Genomic DNA, 24189 nt, shown 5'->3' on the forward strand with positions numbered 1-24189 from the left:
ATCAGTCCAGCGCAGCGATCTTGATCTGGTCCTGTTCCAGCCACACCTGCACGGCCTTGCCGCGCAGCGTGTCCGGGACATCGTCCAGTACCTTGTAATGGCCGGCAATGGCGACCAGTTCAGCATGGAAATCACGGCAGAAAATACGCGCCGTGGTATTGCCTTGGGCACCTGCCAGGGCGCGGCCCCGCAGCGTACCGTAGATATGGATGCTGCCGTCGGCGATAACTTCCGCGCCGGCGCCCACCGTGGCCATCACGGTCAGGTCGCAGTTTTCGGCATACAGCTGCTGGCCCGACCGCACGTTGCTGGTCTGCATGCGGCCGGGCTGCGACGCTGCAGCGGCCGGGGGCGCTGCAACCGGTGCGGGCGTGGCCGCCGCCGCGCGGGTGCGGCGCGGCGGTTCCGGTGCCGGTGGCGGGGCGACGGGTTCGGCCTCGGCGCGCTCGTACTGCGCGCGGAACTTGGCCAGCAGGGGCAGGCCGAGCTGCTGGGACAGCAGCTCGGTCTCGGTGGTGCCATAGGCCAGCGCCACCGGCAGCACGCCGGCACCACGCAGGCCATCGAGCAGTGCCCGGGCCGTGGCCACGTCGGGCATCTGGCTCAGGCCGCCGAAATCCAGAATCACCGCCGCGCGCCCGAACAGTTTGGGCGCGCGTGCCACGCGGTCGTGCATTTCACGGGTGAGGCGTTCTACGTCGAGGGTGCGGATGCGCAGGTTGGCGATACCGACCTGGCCGATCTTCAGTTCCCCGGCCTGTTCAAAATCCATGTTCGCTGCCACCAATCAGGTCCCCGTCGGCCGTTGTACGCGCAGCGGCTCGCGACGGTGGCCCACCCAGGGCACGTCGGGCAGCTGGTCGCCGTAGGTGTCGTGCACCCACTGGTAACTGCACAGGTCCTTGAGCAGCATGCTGGCGCGCACGTCCACGTGCGACATCGTGTTCTGCCCGACCTCGCGGAAGCCGAAGCTGCCGTGGAAGAGCAGGGCGGCGTCGGCGCCGTGGTCCAGGAACACCTCGCAGGTCATCTGCGGGTAGCGCAGCTCGGCGTAGCTCTGTGCATCGGCATAGAACGCACGGCCGACGCCACCGCCGCGACGGCGGCTGGCGACCACGATGCGGTCGATGTAGAAGAAGCCGGTGCCCAGGTGCTGCTTGAACCAGGCGAAGTTGGTGCTGTCGTGCTGGCTCTCGCTGCCGAAGCCGATCAGGAAACCGGCCAGGTTGCCGTCGCGCTCGGCGACGCGGAAATATTCAGCGGTTTCGTAGAACAGACGCAGTCGCGCGGCATCCAGCGGCAGGATGGCCAGGCCGGCGTTGTTGTTCAGGGCCAGGACGGAATCGAGCTCGTGCTCGCGCACGTCGCGGATGACAATCGACATTGTGACTCCGTGGGGTAACGCGGTTGGCCCATCAAGGGGCCCTGCGCCGGATTATTGCATGGGTGGCGGCCCCCCGCGACCCGGCGGCCATGACTTATGTCCGGGTGCAGGGGCGCAGGTTCAGCCTAAGATGCATCCATGTTGGGATACCTCAGCCAAACCCGAGTACTGCGACTGGCCGGCCTGTTCACCTGGGTCATGCTCGGCCTGCCGCTGGTGTACTCCCAGTACGAAGCCCTGATCCGCCACAGCGGTGGGGTGGACCTGTTCGCCGTGCTGCTGTTCGTGGCCTACCTGGCGTTCGGCGGGGGCTACCTGTGGCTGACCCGTGGTCTGCGCCACGGCGGCCACTCGGCCTGGTACGACCGCGCGATCCTGGTTCTGCTGACCGTGTCGGCCCTCGGGGTGAGCTTCCTCAGCGGTTCGGGCCTGGGCAGCATTCTGATGATGGTGGCCGCCGGGGTGATCCCGTGGATGCTGCCGGCACGGGTGGGCGTGATCTGGCTGCTGCTGAGCCAGCTGGCCGTCGCACCGGTCTACTACCTGTTCCTGCCGTTCTCGCTGTTCGAGGCGATAATGCAGTCGCTGCTGTACGGCGGCTTCTCCATGTTCATCTTCGTGACCAGCCTGGTCGCCCGGCAACAGACCGACGCCCGCGAGGAGCAGCGCCGGCTCAACACCGAACTGCGCGCCACCCGCGTGCTGCTGGCCGAGAGCGCGCGCGTCAACGAGCGCACCCGCATCTCGCGCGAGCTGCACGACCTGCTCGGCCACCACCTCACCGCGCTCAGCCTGAACCTGGAAGTGGCCGGCCACATCACCGAAGGCCAGGCCCAGGAACATGTGCACCAGGCCCACACCCTGGCCAAACTGCTGCTCACCGACGTGCGCGAGGCGGTCAGCCAGCTGCGCGACAGCGGCGCCATCGACCTGGCCGCCGCCCTGCGCCCGCTGACCGAACAGGTGCCGTCGCTGGACATCCACCTGGACATCGAAGAGCCGCTGAGCGTGGAAGACCCCGAGCGCGCGCACGTCCTGCTGCGCTGCACCCAGGAAATCATCACCAACGCCGTGCGCCACGCGCACGCCCGCAATCTCTGGATCCGCGTGCGCCGCGAGGCGCCGGGCATGGTGGTGCTGCAGGCGCATGATGACGGGGTGGGGGCCGACGGCATCGTGGTTGGCAATGGTTTGCGCGGGATGCGCGAACGCCTGCAACAATGCGGCGGAGAGCTGCAGATCGAAACCCGCCGGGGACAGGGCTTCCGCCTGTGCGCCTCGGTCCCCGGCGTGCCAGTGCTGATGCTGGGTGCCATCCTGGAAGGAGTGCGTTGATGATTCGCGTCTGCCTGGTCGACGACCAAACCCTGGTGCGGCAGGGGATCCGCTCGCTGCTGGCACTCGACGATGGCATCGAGGTGGTCGCCGAGGCCGCCGACGGGCGCCAGGCGGTGGACGTGGTTCCGCAGGTACGGCCCGACGTGGTGCTCATGGACATGCGCATGCCGGTGATGTCCGGGCTGGAAGCACTGCAGATGCTGTCGCGATTGAACCAGTTGCCGCCCACCATCATCCTGACCACGTTCGACGACGACCAGCTGGTGCTGGCCGGGTTGAAGGCCGGCGCCAAGGGCTACCTGCTCAAGGACGTCACCCTGGAACAGCTGGTCGGGGCGATCCGGACCGTGGCCGACGGCGGCTCGCTGGTCCAGCCGGCCGTGACCCAGCGCCTGCTGTCCGGGCTGGAGCACATGCGCAACGAATTCGTCAGCCTGGACCGGCCCGATCCGTTGACGGACCGCGAGACCGAGATCCTGCGGCTGATGGCCAGCGGGTTCTCCAACAAGGAGATCGCCAATTCGCTGGGCGTGGCCGAGGGCACCATCAAGAACCACGTGTCCAACATCCTGTCCAAGCTGGGCGTGCGCGACCGCACCCGGGCCGTATTGAAGGCCTTCGAACTCCAACTGGTCTGAGGCCCACGGCAAAAACATTCACCGATGGCCGAAAGGCTTGCGGCACAAGGGATGCGGGCGGCTGGCGAGGGGTTTTCGCCGAATCCGGCAAAGAAATATCGCCCATCCCCTACGTGCTGGCACCCGCGATGCGCTATCTTTCCGCTCCTTGTCTATGCAAAACCGCTGCCGGCATGGAAACCGGTGCGCCAATCCTGATCAACAACACCCGCGAAGCCTGCTAGGATTGGCGCTTCGCTTCAATCAACCCGGCCGTGGGATCGGCCCCGGAGACTCCTGAATGACCCGTATTATCGAGTTCCTGATCGCCTTGGGGATCGTGGCTGGCCTGTTCGTCATCATTGGCGTATGTCTGCCGGGCGAGCGCCATATTTCCGAAAGCATCGAGACCAACCGCAAGATGACGATCGTGTTCGACACGGTCAACAGCCTGCGCCGCTTCAAGGACTGGAACCCGCTGCTGCTGCGCGATCCCGCCGTTGAGCTGAAGCACTCCGGCCCGGCCGCCGGCGTGGGTGCCCGCCTGGACTACGCCTCCAAGGAAAGCTCCCTGGGCCAGGGCAGCTGGGTGATCACCGAGTCCGAGCAGAACAAGCACGTGGCGATCGCGATCGAGGACCCGAGCAAGGGCCACGACAAGACCACCAGCTTCACCCTCGAGCCGACCGGCAAGGGTGGCCGCAACGTCAAGATCACGCAGGACTACAGCGTCAAGTACGGCTTCGACCTGTTCGGTCGTTACGCCGGTCTGTACGTCAGCCGCCACATCGGTGACGACCTGAAGCTGGGTCTGAGCCGCATGGCCAACATGCTGGCCACCGTGCCGAACGTTGACTACCGCACTGCCGAAGCCCCGCTGACCGATCTGGCCATCGTCGATGTCCCGGTCGAAGACCTGCTGGTCGTCAACGCCGGCAACGTCGACCGCGGTCAGGAAACCATCACCAAGTCGATCCGCGACAACCAGGAATGGATCAAGCGCGTGATGGAGGCCAACAACCTCGAAGCCGCCGGTCCGCTGCGCATCATCACCACCGACTTCGGTCAGGAGAAGTACGCCTTCGACGTGGCCCAGCCGGTCAAGAAGAAGGGTGCTGAAGCGGCCTCGGCCGAGGCCCTGACGGTGAAGATCGACGGTGACGCACCGGTCAAGTACGTGCATGTCGCGCCGCACCGTTCGGCCCACGCGGCCTATACCGGCCACATGGCGGGTCTGGACGTGGCGCGCAACGCTCTGCGTGCCTGGGCTGTCACTGCCGGCAACGAAGTGATCGACCGTCCGTACGAATCCTGGAACGGTGGTGTGGACAAGTCCTTCACCCCGGAAGGTACGTACGACATCTACTGGGCCGTCAAGTAAACCGACGGTTGCCGTGATGTAACGCACGACGAAAACGCGCCGCTTCCTGCGGCGCGTTTTTTTTTGCCGCTCCGTTGTCGGAGCCTTGTCTGGAAGGATGGAAGGATGCTCAACCTCGAACGACGCGCGCGCAGACCCTCACTGCTGGCCTGCCTGGGCGGCCTGCTGGCCGCTGCGGCGGTGGGTCTGTCGGCCTATGCGTCGCATGGCATCGCCGAGCCGCTGGCGCAGTCGCACGTCAACACCGCCGCGCTGTTCGCCTTCGGGCACGGCGTGGCGCTGGCCGCACTGGGGGCCACCCAGCAGAACCGGGTCGGCAAGCTGGCCCTGTCAGTGCTGCTGCTGGGCACGCTGCTTTTCTCGGGCAGCCTGGTCGCCGGAGCGGTCTGGCAGTTCCGCATCGGCCTGGCGCCGGTCGGCGGCAGCGCGCTGATGCTGGGGTGGGTGGTGTACGCCTTCAATGCCCTGAGGCGTTGAGGTGCCGCGCTTCCGCCGCGGCTTCGATGTGGAGGAGGCATACGCCTGGCTGAGCCGGCGTGACCGTCGCCTCGGCACCTGGATGAAACGGCTCGGTCCGATCGAGCCGCCCCCGGGGTGGGGCCGCTCGTTCGACCCGGTCGATGCGCTGGCGCGGGCGATCCTGTTCCAGCAGCTCAGCGGCAAGGCGGCGTCCACCATCGTGGGCCGGGTGGAAGCGGCGATCGGCAGCCCGCGCCTGCACGCCGATACCCTGGCGCGCATCGATGATCCGGGCCTGCGCGCGTGCGGGGTGTCGGGCAACAAAGCGCTGGCGCTGCGTGACCTGGCGCGGCGCGAGGCGGCCGGCGAGATTCCCGACCTGCGCCGGATGTCGGTGATGGACCACGATGCGATCATTGCCGCGCTGGTGCCGATCCGTGGCATCGGCCGCTGGACCGTGGAAATGATGCTGATGTTCCGCCTGGGCCGGCCGGACATCCTGCCGGTCGACGACCTCGGCGTGCGCAAGGGTGCCCAGCGCGTGGACAAGGCCGCGCTGATGCCGACGCCGAAGGAACTGCAGGCGCGCGGCGCCGCGTGGGGCCCGTTCCGGACCTACGCCAGCCTGTACCTGTGGCGGATCGCCGATTTCACCGACGCGCCGAAGGCGCCCACCAACCGTTCGCAGGACTGAGCGCGGCGGGTCACTCCAGGGCCGGCGTCCTCGGCGCGAAGGCCGGGTCGTCGCTGAGCCGGCGGGGCGGATGGCGTTGCTCCTGCTTCAGGTGGCCGTGGTAGCGGAACGTGGCGATCGTGCCGCGCAGCATCACCCCGCAGACCACCACCATCCAGGCCAGGCCCGGCACCGTCGGGCCGTCGCCAACGACAAGCAGCAGGACCTTGCCCGCGAGGTAGTAGGCCATCAGCAGGCAGGCGGCCACGCGGCTGGCGCGCAGCACGCCCCAGGACAGCGCGATCTGGATGCACGCATCGACCAGGAACACGGCTGCGGCCAGCGACATGCCGATGCGCCCATCCGATGTCTCGATGCTGATCTGGACCGCATCACCCAGGTGGTACACGGCCATCCCCACTGCCAGCACGGCCAGGATCGCGCCCAGTGCGGCCATCTGCCGGATCGGTGAGGTGAGCGGGCGCGGTGCGTGATCCCACGCCCGGCGCGGTGCGGCTGGCCGCGTCGTCGTGCCCACCTGATACGGGCTGATGTCGTCCATGATCCCGCTCCCGTGTTCGAATGCGAAGGTTAGTCGCCCGCCGGGTGCCAGCACCAGTGCCAGGGTTCGTAGACGATGCCGTGCGGATTGTCGCGTGGGTAGCTCAACCGGAAGCCGGCGTCGGCCGCGTGCGCCGTCAGCCAGGCAAAGGCGGGGGTGGCCTCGAAGCTCGCTTCCGCCGGGGGTTCGCCCGGACTGCCGATGTCCAGCGCACGTCCACCGTGATGCTCGCTGTAGCCCGGTGCCGCGTTGACGGTGAGGATATCGGCCACCGCCAGCCCACGCGCGCGTTTGCGCTCGAAAATGCCGAGCTGGTAATCGTGGCTGCGATAGCCGGAGATGGCCTCCAGCACGATCCCGTCGGCGGCGGCCTGGGCGCGCATGCGCTGCCAGCTGCGTGCCGCGCGATGGTGCAGCCACAACGGGCGACGGTAGCGGTCGCGGCCGGCGAACTGCAGTCGTGCCGGTTCGGCTTCCAGCGCCAGCCCGGTCGTGTGCTCGTAGGCCTGCGCATCGACCCCGAGCTGCGCCAGGCGCAGCTCCAAGCCGTGCAGCGGCAATACCCCGTCCAGATCGTGCGCACGCTCGCGACCGGTGAGGTGGTGTTCGAGCGCATCCAGCGCCGCGTCGATGCCGGGTTCGCGCATCAGCCGCGGCACCAGCGGCAGTACGCCGTGCGTGGATACCGCCGCCAGGTAGCGACCATCACGCTTGCGCCGCAATACCGTGTGGGCAGTCGCCAGGGCACGCGCATCGGCATTGCCGCGTGCGCGCAGCAGTCCGCCGGGCCACAGTTCGATCTCGGCGGTATTGATCAGCAGGGCAGGGGATCGGCGCATGTGCCCAGCTTAGTGCGTGGCCGCAGGCCCGGCCAGCGCCTGCAGTGCCGCCAGCAGGGCGCGGGGCTGCTCGGGACTGAGCAGGAGCACGCTGCCGTCGTGCAGGGGGATGTGCAGCACGCGGCTGGCGTCGGTGAGCAGGCAGTACGCACGGTTGCCGTCGCGCAGCCGGTAGTGCCCGGCGTTGAAGCCGGGCACGCCGTAGCCGTTGAGCATCATCCGCGGGCGGAGCGCGTCATGTCCGGCCAGGTCCACCACCCGCGCCTTGGCCAGCATCATCGCCTGCACCGGCACCTGCCTGCGGTAGAACGCGGCCGTGACGTCCAGCGTGCTGCCCTGCAGGGTGATGCGGCGGCGGAAAAAGGCCCAGGTCAGCACCGCCAGCAGAAGCGCCAGGAACGGCACGGTCAACGCCAGTTCGTGCATGGTGCGCTGGTCGGACTGCAGCGTGCCGACCACGATCAGCGCCGCGCAGCCGAGCAGCGGCACCCACAGCCAGAGCAGCCGCCACACCGGTGCAGGTGCCACCGCGAAGGTGCGGGCGGCAGGGAGTGCCGCGCTCACGGCTGTGCTCCGATCCATCGCGCCACATCATCAATCAGCGGCGCGGCCACGTGGCCGGGCCGGGTGTATTCCTTCGGCGATCCCGGACCTTCACCGGCGATGCCGAGGTGATTCAGTGCCGGGTAGTCGCGGAAGGTGACCGCACGTTGCCGTGCCAGCCCGCGCCTCCACAGCTGCCAGTCGGTATCGACCACCTGGAAGTCGCGCCCGCCCTGCAGCAGCAGGATCGGCTGCGCCAGGGCGCGCGCGTCGGCAACCGGATCGATCGCCTCGAACGACTGCCAGTACCGTGCCGGCTGGCCCAGCGGCAGGTCGGTGGCGGCAGTCGGTGTCGTGCCGCGCGCGGCGGCGATCTGCGCATCGAGCTTGTCCAGGAAGGCCTGCTCATCGGCACTGATCTGGCCGTCCAGGCCCAGCAGGTAGCGGTTCTGTTCGGGCAGCAGGGTGAGCAGCGAGCGCGCCGGCGCGGACCAGAGCACTACCCCGGCGACCTTGCCCGAGTGGCTGGCGATGCGCGGGGCCAGCATGCCGCCCTGGCTGTGGCCCATCACATAAAGATGCCGCGGATCGATACCGGCGGTAGCGGCCAGCGCCGCAATGGCGGCCACCGCATCGTCGGTGGTTTCATCGTCCACGGTGTAGTCGGTACCGCTGAAATCCTGCGGACGGGCGTGGGTACGCTTGTCGTAACGCAGGACCGCGATGCCCTGCGCCGCCAACCCGCGCGCCACGTCCAGGAAGGGCCGGTTGGCGCCGATGGTTTCATCGCGGTCTTGTGGACCGGAGCCATGCACCAGCACCACCGCGCGGAACGGCCCCGTGCCGGCGGGCATGGCCAGCGTGCCGGGAAGGCTGCCTCTGGTGGTGGGAATCTCCAGCGGCTGCTCGCGATAACCGGCGCCGGCAGGCACGTCCGGGGCGGGCGTCGCAGGCGTGGCGGCGGGCCGGAAGATCAGCCCGGCGACACGGCCGGCCGCATCCACGGCCACCTGCGCATCGACCGTGCCGGTGGCGAACTGCAGGGGCTGCACGACAACCTGCATGCCCTGGTGGGCGGTCACCCGCGCCGCGCCGCGGCCGCGCGGTTCGCCGAAGGACTGCCACAGCGCCTGCAGCGTGGCGGCGGGCGCGGCCTGGGCCAGTTCCGGCGTGAACAGCGCCTCGGCCGCCTGCGCATCGCCGGCCTGCAGTCGGTCCAGCACGGCAGTGGCGGTCTGTTCCGGCGGCGCGGCCGCAGCCGCCAGCGCCAGGCTGGCGAACATCAGAGCGGCGCCGCGACGGAGCGTCGTGTGCATCTCAGGCCTCCTGTTTGAAGACCAGGACCGCTGCGGTCATCGGTGCGGCCATGACGATGTTGACCAGCTCCCAGCCAAGCTGCCCATGCCGGTTCAGTTGCGTCTGCACTTCCTCGGTGTCCATCTTCCCCGACCAGCTGGGCTTCACTTCCACGGTCAGGTACTTCCAACGCTTGCTCATTCACTGTTCTCCTTGTTGGCATCCGGTTTGGGAAGGCGTCCGGCCTTGCGCAGTGCGTCGCGCAGCACGTACTCGATCTGTGCGTTGAGGCTGCGCAGCTCGTCATCGGCCCAGCGCTGCGCGGCCGCCAGCACGTCGGCGTTGATGCGCAGCGGATAGGCTTTCTTCTCGGCCATGACGTCAGTACAACGAGCCGGCGTTGACGATCGGCTGGGTGCCACGGTCCGAGCACAGCACCGTCAGCAGGTTGCTGACCATGTGCGCCTTGCGCTCTTCGTCCAGCTGCACGACGCCGTTTTTCTGCAGCTCGGCCAAGGCCATTTCGACCATGCCCACCGCACCGGCCACGATCCGCGTACGTGCGGCGATCACGGCGTTGGCCTGCTGGCGCTGCAGCATCGCCTGGGCGATTTCGGCGGCGTAGGCCAGGTGGCTGATGCGCGCGTCGAGCACCTGTACGCCGGCATCGGCCAGGCGCTCGGCCAGTTCGTCCTTGAGGTGCTGGGAGATCTCGGCGGCGTGACTGCGCAGGGAGAGCTGGCCGTCTTCATGCTGGTCGTACGGGTAGCTGGTGGCCATCGCGCGCAGGGCCGATTCGGACTGGATGTGCACGAAGCTCTCGTAGTCGTCCACGTTGTAGACCGCCTCGGAGGCGTCCACCACCTGCCAGACGATCACTGCGGCGATCTCGATCGGGCTGCCATCCAGTTCATTGACCTTCAGTTTGCCGCTTTCGAAGTTGCGCACGCGCTGGCTGACCTTTCTCTTGCTGAAGAAGGGGTTGTTCCAGCGCAGACCGTTGTCCTTGACCGTGCCGACATATTTGCCGAACAGGCTCAGCACCACGGCCTGGTTGGGCTGCACGGTGTATACGCCGGCCAGCACCAACAGCGCCAGGGCACCGATGCCCAGCCCCGCGAGGATCGACAGCACCGCCAGCGCGCCGCCGGCCTGCTTCTGCTCGATGACACCGCCCACAAACAGGGCGCCGCCCAGCAGAGACGCCAGCAGCACCAGGGCGAGCAGCACCAGGCCGGACATCGAACGGATGGTTTTCTCTTTCACGGGGATCGTCCTTGGGAGGGTTGGGACTCAAAGATATCAAAATGATATCAACATGCAAGTGCCTCCTGTCCCGGGATCATCCCGTCGCCGGCCGCCACGCTCTAGAATGCCCACCCGCCCCTGATGCCCGGAAAACGCCATGACCACGCTCGGCACGCCGCTGTCTCCTTCCGCCACCCGCGTCCTTCTGCTGGGCTCGGGCGAACTGGGCAAGGAGGTCGCCATCGAGCTGCAGCGGCTGGGGGTGGAGGTGATCGCCGCCGACCGCTATGCCGATGCCCCGGCGATGCAGGTGGCGCATCGCGCGCATGTGATCGACATGCTCGATGCGATGGCGCTGCGCGCGCTGATTGCCCAGGAACAGCCGCACCTGATCGTCCCGGAGATCGAGGCCATCCACACCGAAACGCTGGTGCAGCTCGAGCAGGAGACCGGCCAGCGCGTGGTGCCCACCGCGCGCGCCGCGCGCCTGACGATGGACCGCGAAGGCATCCGTCGCTTGGCCGCCGAAACCCTGGGGCTGCCGACCTCGCCGTACCGGTTCGTCGATACCGAGGCCGAGTACCGCGCCGCCGTGGCGGCGATCGGCCTGCCGTGCGTGGTCAAACCGGTGATGTCGTCGTCGGGCAAGGGCCAGAGCACCCTGCGCAGCGAGGCCGACATCGCGCCGGCCTGGGAATACGCGCAGACCGGCGGCCGCGCCGGCGCGGGGCGCTGCATCGTCGAAGGCTTCATCGATTTCGACTACGAAATCACCCTGCTGACGGTGCGCCATGCCGGCGGCACCTCGTTCTGTGCGCCGATCGGCCACTGGCAGAAGGACGGCGACTACCGCGAAAGCTGGCAGCCGCAGCCGATGTCGCCGCGCGCGCTGGCGCGTGCCGAGGAAATCTCGCAGGCCATCACCGACGATCTCGGCGGCTGGGGCCTGTTCGGCGTGGAGCTGTTCGTGAAGGGCGACGAGGTGTGGTTCAGCGAAGTCTCGCCGCGCCCGCATGACACCGGCCTGGTCACGCTGGCCTCGCAGGAACTGAGCGAGTTCGCGCTGCACGCCCGGGCGATTCTCGGCCTGCCGATCCCGCTGATCCGCCAGTGCGGTCCGTCCGCCTCCTGCGCGATGCTGGCGCACGGCGAAGGCGTGCCCTTCTTCAGCAATGTGGATGCCGCACTGGTCCATCCCGACACGGCGCTGCGCCTGTTCGGCAAGCCCAGCGTGCATGGTCACCGCCGCGTCGGCGTGACCCTGGCGCGCGGCGCCGATATCGACGACGCACGCCGCATCGCGCGTGAGGCGGCCGACGCCATCGGGATTGAACTGCGCCCCTGACCGGGGCGCAATGAAGCGGTAGGTACGTCCCTCAGCGCACGTCCACCCACACCAGGTGGTGGTCGCTGCCATCGGCGATTTTCGCCTCCGGGTGTTCGTTGGCGGGCCAGAACACGCCGCTGCCCACGTAGCTGAAACCGACCGAGGGCAGCACGTAATCCAGGCGCATCGTGCCCGACTTCGGCCCGAAATCGCCGGTGGCATGGAACGGCGCACCCTTGCGTACGATGCCCTTGGCCGCATAGGCCAGGCTGGTCTGTTCGGCGCCTGCACTGCGCGGGGTCGGATAGCGCAGCACGCGTGCGTTCTCGATCAGCTCGACAATCGCCTCGTGGCGGCCATCGCCATCGACCGGGTCGTTGTTGAGGTCGCCCAGGATCACGAAGCGCGCGTCCTGCGCCAGGCCGCCGCACTGGCCGCGGTCGTCGCACAGCCAGGGCTTGTCGCCGGCCGACAGGTACTCCTGCCACAGGCGCAGCTCATCGTGGTTGCGCGCGGCGTTGCGCTTTTCCGGGCCATCGAACACCGGCGGGGTGGGGTGCGAGACCAGCGCGTGGACCACGCCGTTCGGCGTGGTCACCGGCACGTCCCAATGCGATTTGGAGGACAGGCGCAGCTGCGACCACACGTGGTCGTTGTAGAAGGAGGTGCCCGTCCGCGGATCGATCGGCCGCAGCGCGCCCGGCATCGTGCTCCACTTCAGCAACTGGAAGCTGCGGACCTTGTCCGCATCGATCGGGTAGCGCGACAGCACCAGCATGCCGTACTGGCCCGGGTGCAGGCCGTAGCCCCAGGCATCGTTGCCGCGGGCGCGGCCGTCGCCGCCGATCTCACCGTTGTTGTCCAGGTCCAGCCCGCTCTGTACGCCGGTGTTGACCGGGGCGAGATAGCGGTAGGCGTAGTGCAGCGGCTCGCCGCCGCCGGGCTGGGCGGTGCCCAGGTAGCGCTGCTGGAACAGGTCGGCGGCGCGGTGGGCGTCGTCGTAGTCGAACTCGTTGAGCAGCACCAGGTCCGGGCGGACCTGCTGCAGCACTGCGGCGATCTTGCGTGCGTGCTCGCTGTCGCCTTCCAGCTCGGCGATCAGCCCGCCGGTCTCGTCGCTGTACAGCGAGGTGTTGTAGGTGGCAATCCGCAGGGGCGCGGAGGACGTGTCCGGCATGGCGGCGGTCTTGACGGGGCTCTGGGCGCAGGCGCTGCACAGCAGGGCCAGGGCAAGGATCAGGGGATGGGCTTTCATGCGCATATTCTGCACCCGACGCGATGTCAGCGGTGCGTCAGCGCCCGTCCCGGTCGTCGTCGAAATCGTGCCAGCGGCGGCCGTCGTAGGCCTCCAGCGGGCGGAAGCGGCGCTTGTAGTCCATCTTGCGGTGGTCGCGGATCCAGTAGCCCAGGTACAGGTGTGGCAACTGTTCGCGACGGGCCCAGGCGATCTGCTGCAGGATCGCGAAGGTGCCCAGGCCGCGCGCGGCCTGGTCCGGATCGAAGAAGGTGTACACCGCCGACAGCCCCTGCGGGGTGACGTCGGTGACGGCCACGCCGAGCAGGTCGCCGCGGTGCCCCGGCTGGCCCGGCCCGCGCACCTCCAGGAAGCGGCCCTGCGACCATTGCCCGATCAGGAACTGGTCGAACTCGTGCGGGCCGTGTTCGTCCATGCCGCCCTGGGCGTGGCGATGGGTCAGGTAGCGGTGGTACAGCGCGAACTGCTCGTCGGTCTGTTCGGCTGCCACGATCCGCACCTCAAGGTCGGCGTTGCGTGCCAGGCAGCGGCGCTGGCTGCGGTCTGGCGCGAAGCGCGCCACCGGGACACGCACCGCCACGCAGGCATGGCACTGCGCGCAGTGCGGGCGGTAGACCAGATCGCCCGAGCGGCGGAAGCCCCAGCTCAGCGCCATCGGGTACAGGGACCCCAGGCGTGCGTCGTGGGGGTCGAGCACCAGGTCGCGCGCGGCCCGGTCCGGCCAGTAGCCACAGGGGTGGTCGCCGGTCTGGAACAGTCGCAGCTCGTCGTCGCGGTCGCCGTGTATTGCCATGCGCCCAGCATAGCGCCCGGCCGTCGCAGGCGGCGCGACTGTCTGCCAAATGAACACGGCCGCCGGGACGGTCAACCCCGACGGCGCCCGCGCGTTGTTACCGGTGTGGGTGCCCACGCACCGCACACGGATTTCCCTACGAACCGGAGTGACCCATGCGCAATCGCAACCCCCTTCTGCTGATGGCCCTGCTGATGACCACCGGTGCGACCGGTCTGGCGGTGGCCGCCGATGCCCCGACCCCGACCGGTGCGCCGGCCCGCGCCACGCTGGACACCAACGGCGACGGTTTCATCGACCGCACCGAGGCGGCCAAGGCGCCGCGTCTTGCCGCCAAGTTCGACACCCTGGACGCCAACAAGGATGGCAAGCTCTCGCGCGAAGAACTGCCGCGCTGGCATGGCAAGCGGCACGGTCGTGGCCCGGGTGGCCGCGGCGACATGCTGGCCAGGCTGGATACCAACAAGGACGGCCGTATCAGCCGCGAGGAGGCCAAGGCTGATCCGCGCCTGGCCGCGCGCTTCGACCAGATGGACGTCAACAAGGATGGCTACCTGGACAAAGCCGACCGCGAGCTGCGCATGAAGCAGCACCGCGATGCGTGGTTCGCTGCCGCCGACACCAACAAGGACGGCCAGATCAGCAAGGCCGAGTTCGACGCCGCCAAGGGCCCGTTCGGTGGTCCGCGCGGCGGTCACCGGGGTGACGCTCCGCCGGCACCGAAGGCCCGCTGACGCAGCGTCCGCCCATCGCAACGCACCGCCGGGCCCCGGCCCGGCACCCCACACCGCCGGTCATCGACCGGCGGTGTGCTGTCCGGCCTCAGGCATGCCCCAGCCGGACGCCCCGGGCGATCACCCCGGCGATCACCACGAGCATCAGCAGGTTCACCGCCATCATCGCCTTGCCGCCGTACATCCACTGGTAGGTCCACGTTGGCCCGCTGCGTCCGTGGCGGGCGGCATCGCGGGCGATCATCGGCGCCATGATCCGCTGCAGCGGCACCAGGCACTGGTAGTTGACGACGGCCAGCCCGATCACCAGCGCGATCAGCGGCCAATACCACGTGGCCTGCAGCGCGGTCAGAACGAAAACCGCCATGCACATCAGCATGGCGGTGAAGGTGCTGTAGTGCACGAACCCGCGCACGGCCGCGCGCTCGGCGTCGGTTTCCGCATAGCGCATCAGGTAGCGCCCGCCGAGGTAGCTGCCGACTACGCCGCCCACCATGCCGCCCACCGCCGCGCCCCAGTCGAAGCCACTGCCAAACAGGTGGCTCTGGCTGGCGGCGGCGCCCAGCGAGCCCATCGCCGCGCCGCCGGACAGGCTGGCACCCCCCAACCCGAGCTTGCCGGTACCGATGCCGGTGCCGATCAGGATCGCCGCACTGGCCGTGCCGGGCGCAGCGACCAGCGCCATCGACACCACCGTGGTGGCGAACGCCGCGCTGGGCGCCGAACTGCGGGCAAAGTCGCCGAAGCGGCGCAGCATCTCCTCGCGTACCGTGGCCCGCGCCCGCGACAGCCGTTTGCGCACGGCGGCATCGCTCAACCCGAGCAGGTCGGCCACCTGCTGGGAACGCTGGCCCTCGCGGTAATACAGCAGCAGCGTTTCGCGGCTGTCTTCGGGCAGCGCTGAAATGATTTCCTCGGCGGCCACTTCTTCTTCCACCCGTTGCAGGTACTCCGGCGCGCTGGGACGGGGATCGGCGGCCATGCTGATCGCCATCTCGGCCGCCTCTCCCGACAGTGGCCGGCCGCGGTTGGCGCGCAGCCAGTCGCGGGCCAGGTTGCGGGTGATCTGGCGCAGCCACGGCAGGAAGCTGGCGTGGCTGTGCAGCTGGTTGAGCTGCTGCCAGGCCTTGATGAAGGCCTCCTGCGCGATGTCCTCGCTGGCCTGCACGTCGCGGGTGATCGCCAGGGCGATCGCGGTCACCGTGTTCTGGCAGGCCAGCACGATACGGCCGTAGGACTGCTGACAGCCGCCCGCAGCGGCGGGCAGTTCGCGCTCCAGTGTGGCGGTCAACGGGTGTGGCGTCATGGCATCGGTCCCTGGGGAGAGTGACATCATGACGGGGCAGGGCAGGGAATGTGACCGCCGGACGCGGCTTACGGTTGCTGTGCCGGCGTGATCCGCACGCGGACGTCTTCCTCTTCCTGTGCCGGTTGGGTGGCCGGTGCCTGCGGTGGCGCCTGCCGGGTCTGCACGGGCTCCGTCGTGGGCGCGCCACGGTGGCGCATCATCACCACCATCGCCACTGCTGCGATGACCAGCAGCAGGCCGATGCGGATGCGCCAGGCCCAGTTGCGGCGCGGCGCCACCTCGCCTACCTGGTCGCGGAAGGCGAACTCGGCGGTGGGGTGGTCGCGCCGGGTGGTTTCCAGCAGGCGTGCGTCGCGCAGGATCTCACGCGCGCGCGGCTGATCGTCGGCATGCACCACCCACAGGGTCGGGTGGGTGGACGCCTTGCTGGTGTCCAGGTAGCTGAACTGGCTGCCGCGCTTGCTGTGGTACGAGCGCCCGTTGGTGATGCGCACGTCGATGCCCGCATCGCGCAGCAGCTGGGCCACGCCTTCCACGGTTTCCACGCGCTGGCTGCTGAAAATCTGACGCATATCGAATTAGTCCTTGGCCGGGACGGCGGCGGCCGCGGCACTGTCGGTGACCACGCGGATCAGCCCTTCCTGCGCGGTGCTGGCGACCAGTACACCGTCGCGGGTGAAGAACTGGCCACGGGCCAGGCCGCGCGAATCCTGCGCGCTGGGGCTGTCCAGCGAATACAGCAGCCAGTCGTCGGCGCGGAACGGGCGGTGGAACCAGATGGCGTGGTCAAGCGAGGCCATCTGCACGTGTGGCTGGTAATAGCTGATGCCGTGCGGGAACGTGGCCGTGCCGAGCAGGTGGAAGTCCGAGGCATAGGCCAGCAGGGCCTGATGCAGCTCGGGGGCATCGCCCACGGTTTCGTTCAACCGCAGCCACACCTGGTGATAGGGCGGCCGCTTGGGCGGGTTGAGTTCGTCGCGCGGGTACACGTGGCGGAACTCGAACGGGCCGCCGCGCGACAGCCAGCGCTGGACCTTGATCGGCAGGCGTTCGAGCACCTCCGGCGGCAGCGGGCGGTTGGGTTCGATGTCTTCAGGTTGCGGCACTTCCGGCATCTTGTGCTGATGCTCGGCACCGCTCTCGGCCTGCTGGAACGAGGCCGCGCAGAAGAAAATGACCTTGCCGTGCTGGATCGCGGTGACCCGGCGCACCGAGAAGCTGCCGCCATCGCGGGTGCGGTCCACGTCGTAGACGATGGGGTGGTCGATGTTGCCGGCACGCAGGAAATAGGCGTGCAGTGAATGCACGTGGCGGCCGTTGTCCACCGTGGCCTGCGCGGCCGACAGCGCCTGGCCCAGCACCTGCCCACCGAACACATACTTGGTGCCGATGTCGCGGCTCTGGCCGCGGAACAGGTTGTCTTCCAGGCGTTCGAGCGTGAGCAGGTCGATCAGCTCGGAAACGACGGGTTCGTGCGTGTCGGACAAGGGAGGCAACCAGCAGAGGGGGGCGAACCCGAATTATAGGGCAGCGCCGGCCGCTGGCCGGCATGACGGCCCCCGCGTGCTGGTCAGGCCTTGCCCAGCCGGGCGACCAGGGTCTGGAGTGCCTGCTGGGCGTCCGGGGCGTACCAGGCCTCCACGAAGCGGTCCAGCTGGATCAGGTCAGGATGCAGCGCTTCATGCAGATCGGTGCGTGCGATGGCGCGGGTGAGCAGCATCGGCTGGCGCGGCAGCTTCAGCAGGCGCTGCAGCCAGGCCACCGCGCGCGGCACCACCTGCGGCGCGTCGGCCAGTTCGTCCACCAGGCCGATGGCCAGCGCGCGCTCGGCCGGCACCATCTCCCCGCCGATCAGCAACTGGGTGGCGCGGTGATGGCCCACCACGCGACGCATCAGGCGCTGGATGCCTTCCGGCGCCACCAGGCCGACCTGCACCTCGTTCAGTCCGATCACCGTCGGCTGGGCCGGGTCCGCGCTGCGCGCCAGCACCCGGTAGTCGCAGCACAGGGCCAGCACGCAACCGCCGGCCGGCGCATGCCCGGTCAGTGCCGCCACCACCGGTACGCGGCATTCGGCCAGGGTGCGCACTGCGCCGAAGAACGCCTGCCAGCTGTCCAGCAGCTTGTGCCTGTCCTCACCGTGGCCGAGCAGGTGCGGCACATCCATGCCGGCGCTGAAGATGCGCTCGCTGCCGGACAGCACGATGCCGTGCACATCGTCGGTCATGGCCTGGTTGACCGCATGGATCAGGTGACGGCACAGCTCGGTGTCCAGTGCGTTCACCGGCGGGCGTGCCAGCCGCAGCTCGCGGATGGGGCCGTGGTTGATCACCTCGATAAGCGTCGTCATGCTGCGATCTCGTTGCGGACAGGGAACTGAGGCGATGATAACCAAACCATTCGTGTGCGTATTGTTGGGCCTGTGTGCGTTCGCAGCATCGGCCGCGGCGGCCGAACCTGCGTGCGTGACCGTGCGTGAGGGCTGGGTGCGCCTGCCGCCGGGCGCGATGCCGATGGCGGCCGGCTACGGGCGGATCCGCAATGACTGCCCGAATGCCGTGGTGGTGGTCGGCGCGGGCAGCCGGGCATTCGGCGATGTGTCGCTGCATGAGACCACCCTGGTCAATGGCGTCAGCCGGATGCGCGAGGTCGAGCGGATGCCGATCGCACCGGGCGCCACGGTGAACCTGAAACCCGGTGGCCTGCACTTGATGCTGATGCAGCCTGCCATCGCCCTGAAGGAAGGCGGACAGGTTCCGCTGCGGCTGAGCCTGGAAGACGGCCGCAAGGTGGACGCCACCCTGCAGGTGCGCAGAGCGACGCCCTGACAACGCGCGGTACTGATCGGGGCCGGATAGGCGGATCAACCGCAGCCGGGTGGAACCCGGCGCTACGAGGCGTTGCGGATCGCATCCGGCAGTGGCGCGCTTTTGCCGGTCTGAGTGTCCATCCACACCACCACCACGTTGCCGTCCGAATACAGGCGGGTGTCGTCCTGCTGGTCCACGATGCGATGTCCGATGGTGATGCTGCTGTTGCCCAGCCGCTCCACGAACAGTTCCACCACAATGTCGTTGGGCCACACGATCGGCAGGCGGTAATTGACGTTGGTGGCCGCCACCACGGGGGCGATGCGGTCGGTCATCGATACGCCGTCCACGCCCAGCATCCAGCGCACGCGCGCCTCCTCCAGATAGGAGATGTACTTGGCGTTGTTGACGTGGCCCATGCTGTCCATGTCGCGCCAGCGCACGCTGATCGGTACGCGGGCAAGGATGGTGTGGTCGGTGCTCATCAGGCGTCCTTCTTCTTGCGGGTGGTGCCGGTCTTGCTGGCCTTGCCGGTACTCTTGGCAGCGGCTGCCTTCCTGGCCGGCTTTTCCGGCTTGACCTTGCGGGGAGGGCGGGCGTCAGGCTTGTTGGCCACGGCGGCCGGGCGCTCCGGGCGCGCAGTGATCGAGGGCAGCATCTTGGCCAGGAACTGGCCGGTGTACGAAGCCGGGTGCGCGGCCACGTCTTCCGGCGTGCCGGTGACCAGGATGGTGCCACCGCGGTGGCCGCCCTCCGGACCCAGATCGACGATCCAGTCGGCGGTCTTGATCACATCCAGGTTGTGCTCGATCACCACCACCGTGTTGCCCTCGTCGCGCAGCTTGTGCAGCACGCCGAGCAGCGCTTCGATGTCGTGGAAGTGCAGGCCGGTGGTTGGCTCGTCGAGGATGTACAGGGTGCGGCCGGTATCGCGCCGCGACAGTTCCTTGGACAGCTTCACGCGCTGCGCTTCACCGCCGGAGAGGGTGGTCGCGCTCTGGCCCAGCTTGATGTAGCTCAGGCCCACATCGACCAGCGTTTCCAGCTTGCGTGCGATGGACGGCACCGGCTCGAACAGCTTCAGCGCATCTTCGACGGTCATCTGCAGCACGTCGTTGATGTTGTAGCCCTTGTACAGGATCTCCAGCGTTTCGCGGTTGTAGCGTTTGCCGTGGCACACATCGCAGGGCACGTACACGTCCGGCAGGAAGTGCATTTCCACCTTGATCAGGCCATCGCCCTGGCAGGCTTCGCAGCGGCCGCCGCGGACGTTGAAGCTGAAGCGCCCCGGCGAATAGCCGCGCGCACGCGCTTCAGGCACCTGCGCGTACAGCTCGCGCAGCGGGGTGAACAGACCGGTGTAGGTGGCCGGGTTCGAGCGCGGCGTGCGGCCGATCGGCGACTGGTCGATGTCCACCACCTTGTCGAACAGGTCCAGCCCGTCGACCTCCTTGTACGGCGCGATCGGGTGTGAGGCACCGTTGATCTCGTTGGCGGCCAGCGAGAACAGGGTGTCGTTGATCAGCGTCGACTTGCCCGAGCCGGACACGCCGGTAATGCAGGTCAGCAGACCCGACGGAATGTCCAGGTCCACGCCCTTGAGATTGTTGCCGCTGGCACCGCGCAGGTGCAGCGTCATCTTCGGGTTGGGCTTGTGCCGGCGCGCCGGAATCTCGATGGCGCGCTTGCCCGACAGGTACTGGCCGGTGAGCGAGCGCGGTGCATCCAGGATGTCCTGCAGCGTGCCCTGGCCGACGATCTCGCCGCCGTGCACGCCCGCGCCCGGGCCGATGTCCAGCACGTAATCGGCCAGGCGGATGGCGTCTTCGTCATGCTCGACCACGATCACCGTGTTGCCCAGGTCGCGCAGGCGGGTGAGGGTGCCGAGCAGGCGTTCGTTGTCGCGCTGGTGCAGGCCGATGGACGGCTCGTCGAGCACGTACATCACGCCGACCAGGCCCGCACCGATCTGGCTGGCCAGCCGGATGCGCTGGGCTTCGCCACCGGACAGAGTGTCAGCCTTGCGCTCCAGGGTGAGGTAATCCAGGCCCACATCGACCAGGAAGCCCAGCCGCTCGCCGATCTCCTTGACGATCTTGCCGGCGATCTCGCCACGCCAGCCCGGCAGGCTCATGCCGCTGAAGAACTTCAGCGCCTCGTCGATCGGCAGCACCACCAGTTCCGGCAGCGCACGGTCGGCCACGAACACATGGCGGGCGGCCTTGTTCAGGCGCGCGCCGTGGCACTCGGGGCAGTCGCGTTCGCTGATGTACTTGGCCAGTTCCTCGCGCACCGCCGCCGATTCGGTTTCCTTGTAGCGGCGCTCGAGATTGGGAATGATGCCCTCGAAGCGGTGCTTGCGCTGGGTGCGCCCGCCGGCCTCGGTGAAGTAGGTGAAGGTGATGGTCTCCTCGCCGCTGCCGTACAGCACGGCCTGGCGCACGTCCTCGGGCAGGCTCTGCCACGGCGCGTCCACGTCGAACCTGTAGTGCTTGGCCAGCGAGGCGATCAGCTGGAAGTAATAGGCATTGCGGCGGTCCCAGCCGCGCACGGCGCCGGCCGACAGCGACAGCTCCGGGTGCACAACCACGCGCGAGGGATCGAAGAACTCGGCCATGCCCAGGCCGTCGCAGCCGGGGCAGGCGCCCACCGGCGAGTTGAACGAGAACAGGCGCGGTTCCAGCTCCGGCAGCGAGTAATCGCAGACCGGGCAGCTGTACTTGGACGAGAACAGATGGGCCGGCGCGTCTTCGACATCCAGCGACTGCACCGAGACCATGCCGTCGCCGAGCTTGAGCGCGGTTTCAAAGCTCTCGGCCAGGCGCTGCTTGATGTCCTCGCGCGGGCGGAAGCGGTCGATCACCGCTTCGATGGTGTGCTTCTGGCGCAGCGCCAGCGGCGGCACCGCATCGATTTCATGCAGCACGCCGTCCACGCGCACGCGCACGAACCCCTGCGCGCGCAGCTGGTCGAACACCTGGGCATGCTCGCCCTTGCGTTCGCGGATCACCGGGGCCAGCAGCATGTAGCGCTGTTCCTGGTCCAGGGTCAGAACGTGATCGACCATCTGGCTGACCGTCTGCGCTTCCAGCGGGTAGCCGTGGTCGGGGCAGCGCGGGCTGCCGACACGGGCGTACAGCAGACGCAGGTAGTCGTAGATCTCGGTGATCGTGCCGACGGTCGAACGCGGGTTGTGCGACGTCGACTTCTGCTCGATCGAGATCGCCGGGGACAGACCCTCGATGTGGTCCAGGTCCGGCTTCTCCATCACGCTCAGGAACTGCCGGGCATAGGCCGACAACGACTCCACGTAGCGGCGTTGGCCTTCGGCGTAGATCGTGTCGAACGCCAGCGAGGACTTGCCCGAGCCGGACAGGCCGGTGATGACGATGAGCTTGTCGCGGGGCAGGTCGAGATCGATGTTCTTGAGATTGTGCGTCCGCGCGCCGCGGATGCGGATGAAATCCATCGCCATGGGGGATCCGTTGTGGGGCTTCGACCCGGGGGTCGGCAAGCGGGTGGGGCAAGCGGAGACGGCAATCGGTCAGCCTACCGAGCTTGGGATTTGGGGGCAATCGGCGACATTGCCAGCCCCGTGTCTCATTCCCTGAGACCGGCTGGGCCTCAACCTGAACGGGGTTCAGGCGATTGCGCCCCAGACCCGGGGGTGGGTTGACCCGGGCCGGGGTGAGTCATTAAAATTCCGCTTCTGTCCGCCCTCGATGGCGGCAGTCCATAGACCACAATAACTACAGAGGAAGTCTGGTCATGTACGCAGTACTGGTAACCGGCGGTAAGCAATACCGCGTGGCGCAGGGCGAAACGCTCCGCGTTGAAAAGCTCGATGTCGACGTTGGCAACGAGATCAAGTTCGACAACATCCTGATGCTGGGCGACAGCGATGGCATCAAGCTGGGCGACGCACTGAGCGGCGCTTCGGTCACCGCCAAGGTCGTGTCCCAGGGTCGTGCCGACAAGGTCCGGATCATCAAGTTCCGTCGCCGTAAGCACCACATGAAGCGCCAGGGTCACCGTCAGTACTACACCGAAATCGAGATCACCGGCATCGCCGGTGGCAGCAAGTAATAAGGAGAAGCAGTCATGGCACATAAAAAGGGCGTAGGCTCATCGCGCAACGGTCGCGACTCCAACCCGAAGTACCTCGGCGTCAAGATCTTCGGTGGCCAGGCCATCGATGCCGGCAACATCATCGTGCGTCAGCGCGGCACCCAGTTCCACCCGGGTTCCGGCGTTGGCCTGGGCCGTGACCACACCCTGTTCGCGCTGATCGACGGCAAGGTGGAGTTCTCGGTGAAGGGCCCGAAGAAGCGTCGTACCGTCAGCGTCGTCGCCGAAGCCTGATCTTCGCGACACGCAGGCGCCCACGCCTCGGCGTGGGGCCGCTGACGAAAGCCCCGCTTCGGCGGGGTTTTTGTTTTTGTTGAACGCATACCGGGCGGGATCCTTCCCGCCGCCGTCCCTGGATCGTACCGGGGACGTTAGACTCTGCGGTCGGGCGCATCCGCTGCCCGCCGCCTCCAGTTGGCATCCAGAATCATGAAACTTGTAGACGAAGCAGAAATCCAGGTCACCGCCGGCAATGGCGGCAACGGCTGCGTCGGTTTCCGTCGCGAGAAGTTCATTCCGCTGGGCGGCCCGGACGGCGGTGATGGCGGCAACGGCGGCAGCGTGTGGATCCGCGCCGACGAAAACCTCAACACCCTGGTGGACTTCCGCCACGAGCGCATCTTCAAGGCGCAGCGCGGCGAGAACGGGATGGGCCGCCAGGCCTACGGCAAGGGCGGCGAAGACCTGGTCATCACCGTGCCGGTCGGCACCGTGGTCATCAACGTCAGCACCGACGAAGTGATCGGCGATCTGACCGGGCATGGCGATCGCCTGCTGGTGGCCAAGGGGGGCAAGGGCGGCCTGGGCAACATGCACTTCAAGAGCTCCACCAACCGTTCGCCGCGCCAGGCGCTGCCGGGCGAGGAGGGCGAGGAGCGTCTGCTCAAGCTGGAGCTGAAGCTGCTGGCCGACGTTGGCCTGCTCGGCTTCCCGAACGCCGGCAAGAGCACCCTGATCCGTGCGGTGTCCGCGGCGACCCCGAAGGTGGCGGACTATCCGTTCACGACCCTGTATCCGAATCTGGGCGTGGTCCGGGTCGAGAATTACCGCAGCTTCGTGATCGCCGACATTCCCGGCCTGATCGAAGGGGCGGCCGATGGCGCTGGCCTGGGTGCGCAGTTCCTGCGCCACCTGCAGCGCACCCGCCTGCTGCTGCACCTCGTGGACATCTCCCCGATGGAAGGCGGCGTGGAGGGCGTGTCGCCGATCGAGCAGGTGCGCGCGATCGAGCGTGAGCTGGAGAAGCACGATCCGGAGCTGCTGCAGAAGCCGCGCTGGCTGGTGCTCAACAAGGCCGACCTGATGTTCGAGGACGAGGCCAAGGCCGCCGCCGAGAAGATCATCGCCGAGCTGGGCTGGACCCAGCCGTGGTACCTGGTCTCGGCACTGGGTCGTGAAGGCACCTGGCCGATCATGACCAACATCATGGCCTTCTTCGACCGCCAGAAGGAAGACGAGGCGCAAGCGCGCGATGCGTACTGAGCGCATCCGCG

The 24189-nt window shown here is 68.0% G+C and carries 28 protein-coding genes; 11 read left to right on the forward strand and 17 right to left on the reverse strand.

Annotated elements, in window-relative coordinates:
- Position 1: 1 nt before the first annotated feature.
- A complete protein-coding gene (gene minC / locus OC534_RS12010) occupies positions 2 to 787 on the reverse strand; it encodes a septum site-determining protein MinC (protein WP_136006164.1) in 786 nt (261 codons plus the stop codon).
- The gene (locus tag OC534_RS12015; protein ID WP_017356780.1) at positions 788 to 1384 is read right to left on the reverse strand and encodes a GNAT family N-acetyltransferase; all 597 of its coding nucleotides are present in this window, start codon (positions 1382 to 1384) and stop codon (positions 788 to 790) included. It abuts the gene before it with no gap.
- A 138-nt stretch (positions 1385 to 1522) separates the two neighbouring features.
- Between OC534_RS12015 and OC534_RS12020 the strand changes: the two genes are divergently transcribed.
- The 5 genes from OC534_RS12020 to OC534_RS12040 all read left to right on the forward strand — a co-directional run bounded on the left by OC534_RS12020 (position 1523) and on the right by OC534_RS12040 (position 5873).
- A complete protein-coding gene (locus OC534_RS12020; RefSeq protein WP_017356779.1) occupies positions 1523 to 2719 on the forward strand; it encodes a sensor histidine kinase in 1197 nt (398 codons plus the stop codon).
- A complete protein-coding gene (locus OC534_RS12025; RefSeq protein ID WP_017356778.1) occupies positions 2719 to 3360 on the forward strand; it encodes a response regulator transcription factor in 642 nt (213 codons plus the stop codon). The genes OC534_RS12020 and OC534_RS12025 overlap by 1 nt, the downstream gene beginning before the upstream one ends.
- Before the next feature lie 280 nt (positions 3361 to 3640).
- Entirely contained in the window at positions 3641 to 4720 is a 1080-nt protein-coding gene (locus OC534_RS12030; protein ID WP_017356777.1) for an SRPBCC family protein, read from the forward strand.
- 105 nt (positions 4721 to 4825) lie between these two features.
- On the forward strand, positions 4826 to 5197 hold the full coding sequence (locus tag OC534_RS12035; RefSeq protein WP_262071841.1) for a DUF423 domain-containing protein: 372 nt from the start codon (positions 4826 to 4828) through the stop codon (positions 5195 to 5197).
- Position 5198: 1 nt separating this feature from the next.
- Complete coding sequence (locus OC534_RS12040) at positions 5199 to 5873, forward strand: DNA-3-methyladenine glycosylase (protein ID WP_136006166.1); 675 nt, start codon at positions 5199 to 5201, stop codon at positions 5871 to 5873.
- 10 nt (positions 5874 to 5883) lie between these two features.
- Here the strand turns inward: OC534_RS12040 and OC534_RS12045 are convergent, their stop codons facing one another.
- The 7 genes from OC534_RS12045 to OC534_RS12075 are packed head-to-tail and all read right to left on the reverse strand — an operon-like array spanning position 5884 to position 10358.
- The gene (locus OC534_RS12045; protein ID WP_153164493.1) at positions 5884 to 6414 is read right to left on the reverse strand and encodes a hypothetical protein; all 531 of its coding nucleotides are present in this window, start codon (positions 6412 to 6414) and stop codon (positions 5884 to 5886) included.
- Between the two features lie 29 nt (positions 6415 to 6443).
- Positions 6444 to 7253 (reverse strand): M15 family metallopeptidase, encoded by an 810-nt coding sequence (locus OC534_RS12050; protein WP_136006170.1) that lies wholly within the window; start codon positions 7251 to 7253, stop codon positions 6444 to 6446.
- Positions 7254 to 7262: 9 nt separating this feature from the next.
- Positions 7263 to 7817, reverse strand: coding sequence for a PH domain-containing protein (locus tag OC534_RS12055; RefSeq protein WP_262071842.1), 555 nt, complete (start codon positions 7815 to 7817; stop codon positions 7263 to 7265).
- Positions 7814 to 9112, reverse strand: coding sequence for an alpha/beta fold hydrolase (locus OC534_RS12060; protein ID WP_262071843.1), 1299 nt, complete (start codon positions 9110 to 9112; stop codon positions 7814 to 7816). Before OC534_RS12060 ends, OC534_RS12055 begins: the two co-directional genes overlap by 4 nt.
- A gap of 1 nt (position 9113) precedes the next feature.
- Positions 9114 to 9293, reverse strand: coding sequence for a DUF4177 domain-containing protein (locus OC534_RS12065; RefSeq protein ID WP_017354939.1), 180 nt, complete (start codon positions 9291 to 9293; stop codon positions 9114 to 9116).
- Positions 9290 to 9469, reverse strand: a complete 180-nt coding sequence (locus OC534_RS12070) for a hypothetical protein (RefSeq protein WP_017354938.1) — start codon at positions 9467 to 9469, stop codon at positions 9290 to 9292. The genes OC534_RS12065 and OC534_RS12070 overlap by 4 nt, the downstream gene beginning before the upstream one ends.
- Before the next feature lie 4 nt (positions 9470 to 9473).
- Positions 9474 to 10358 (reverse strand): SPFH domain-containing protein, encoded by an 885-nt coding sequence (locus OC534_RS12075; RefSeq protein ID WP_136006176.1) that lies wholly within the window; start codon positions 10356 to 10358, stop codon positions 9474 to 9476.
- Between the two features lie 139 nt (positions 10359 to 10497).
- On the opposite strand from OC534_RS12075, the gene purT reads away from it, so the two are divergent.
- A complete protein-coding gene (gene purT / locus OC534_RS12080; protein WP_262071844.1) occupies positions 10498 to 11685 on the forward strand; it encodes a formate-dependent phosphoribosylglycinamide formyltransferase in 1188 nt (395 codons plus the stop codon).
- A gap of 31 nt (positions 11686 to 11716) precedes the next feature.
- Here the strand turns inward: purT and OC534_RS12085 are convergent, their stop codons facing one another.
- Together OC534_RS12085 and OC534_RS12090 are read right to left on the reverse strand one after the other, a co-directional pair.
- Positions 11717 to 12922, reverse strand: coding sequence for an endonuclease/exonuclease/phosphatase family protein (locus OC534_RS12085; RefSeq protein ID WP_017354935.1), 1206 nt, complete (start codon positions 12920 to 12922; stop codon positions 11717 to 11719).
- Positions 12923 to 12959: 37 nt separating this feature from the next.
- Positions 12960 to 13715, reverse strand: a complete 756-nt coding sequence (locus OC534_RS12090; protein ID WP_262071845.1) for an arginyltransferase — start codon at positions 13713 to 13715, stop codon at positions 12960 to 12962.
- A 155-nt stretch (positions 13716 to 13870) separates the two neighbouring features.
- On the opposite strand from OC534_RS12090, the gene OC534_RS12095 reads away from it, so the two are divergent.
- Positions 13871 to 14449: an EF-hand domain-containing protein gene (locus OC534_RS12095; protein WP_136006181.1), complete on the forward strand. Its 579-nt coding sequence runs from the start codon at positions 13871 to 13873 to the stop codon at positions 14447 to 14449.
- An 88-nt stretch (positions 14450 to 14537) separates the two neighbouring features.
- Here OC534_RS12095 and OC534_RS12100 read toward each other — a convergent pair whose 3' ends face one another.
- The 4 genes from OC534_RS12100 to OC534_RS12115 form a co-directional block, all read right to left on the reverse strand.
- A complete protein-coding gene (locus OC534_RS12100; protein ID WP_026070595.1) occupies positions 14538 to 15755 on the reverse strand; it encodes an RNA polymerase sigma factor in 1218 nt (405 codons plus the stop codon).
- 68 nt (positions 15756 to 15823) lie between these two features.
- Positions 15824 to 16330 carry a DUF2007 domain-containing protein gene (locus OC534_RS12105; RefSeq protein ID WP_262071846.1) on the reverse strand — a complete coding sequence of 169 codons (507 nt, stop codon included), beginning with the start codon at positions 16328 to 16330 and terminating at the stop codon, positions 15824 to 15826.
- Positions 16331 to 16336: 6 nt separating this feature from the next.
- Positions 16337 to 17245, reverse strand: a complete 909-nt coding sequence (gene tesB, locus OC534_RS12110) for an acyl-CoA thioesterase II (protein ID WP_026070594.1) — start codon at positions 17243 to 17245, stop codon at positions 16337 to 16339.
- Between the two features lie 83 nt (positions 17246 to 17328).
- Positions 17329 to 18108, reverse strand: coding sequence for an enoyl-CoA hydratase/isomerase family protein (locus OC534_RS12115; protein ID WP_017354929.1), 780 nt, complete (start codon positions 18106 to 18108; stop codon positions 17329 to 17331).
- Positions 18109 to 18142: 34 nt separating this feature from the next.
- On the opposite strand from OC534_RS12115, the gene OC534_RS12120 reads away from it, so the two are divergent.
- Positions 18143 to 18586 carry a copper chaperone PCu(A)C gene (locus OC534_RS12120; RefSeq protein ID WP_262071847.1) on the forward strand — a complete coding sequence of 148 codons (444 nt, stop codon included), beginning with the start codon at positions 18143 to 18145 and terminating at the stop codon, positions 18584 to 18586.
- Positions 18587 to 18648: 62 nt separating this feature from the next.
- Here the strand turns inward: OC534_RS12120 and OC534_RS12125 are convergent, their stop codons facing one another.
- Both OC534_RS12125 and uvrA read right to left on the reverse strand, forming a co-directional pair.
- Positions 18649 to 19053 (reverse strand): thioesterase family protein, encoded by a 405-nt coding sequence (locus OC534_RS12125; RefSeq protein WP_017354927.1) that lies wholly within the window; start codon positions 19051 to 19053, stop codon positions 18649 to 18651.
- Positions 19053 to 22043, reverse strand: coding sequence for an excinuclease ABC subunit UvrA (gene uvrA / locus OC534_RS12130; RefSeq protein WP_153164486.1), 2991 nt, complete (start codon positions 22041 to 22043; stop codon positions 19053 to 19055). Before uvrA ends, OC534_RS12125 begins: the two co-directional genes overlap by 1 nt.
- Before the next feature lie 293 nt (positions 22044 to 22336).
- Here uvrA and rplU point away from each other — a divergent pair, with 293 nt between their 5' ends.
- The 3 genes from rplU (at position 22337) to obgE (ending at position 24178) form a co-directional block, all read left to right on the forward strand.
- Positions 22337 to 22654 carry a 50S ribosomal protein L21 gene (gene rplU / locus OC534_RS12135; RefSeq protein WP_017354925.1) on the forward strand — a complete coding sequence of 106 codons (318 nt, stop codon included), beginning with the start codon at positions 22337 to 22339 and terminating at the stop codon, positions 22652 to 22654.
- Between the two features lie 15 nt (positions 22655 to 22669).
- Positions 22670 to 22930, forward strand: coding sequence for a 50S ribosomal protein L27 (gene rpmA, locus OC534_RS12140; protein WP_017354924.1), 261 nt, complete (start codon positions 22670 to 22672; stop codon positions 22928 to 22930).
- 195 nt (positions 22931 to 23125) lie between these two features.
- Entirely contained in the window at positions 23126 to 24178 is a 1053-nt protein-coding gene (obgE, locus tag OC534_RS12145; protein ID WP_017354923.1) for a GTPase ObgE, read from the forward strand.
- The last annotated feature ends 11 nt before the right edge of the window (positions 24179 to 24189 follow it).

The sequence above is a fragment of the Stenotrophomonas sp. Marseille-Q5258 genome (assembly GCF_946900935.1).
GTDB lineage: Bacteria > Pseudomonadota > Gammaproteobacteria > Xanthomonadales > Xanthomonadaceae > Stenotrophomonas > Stenotrophomonas nematodicola.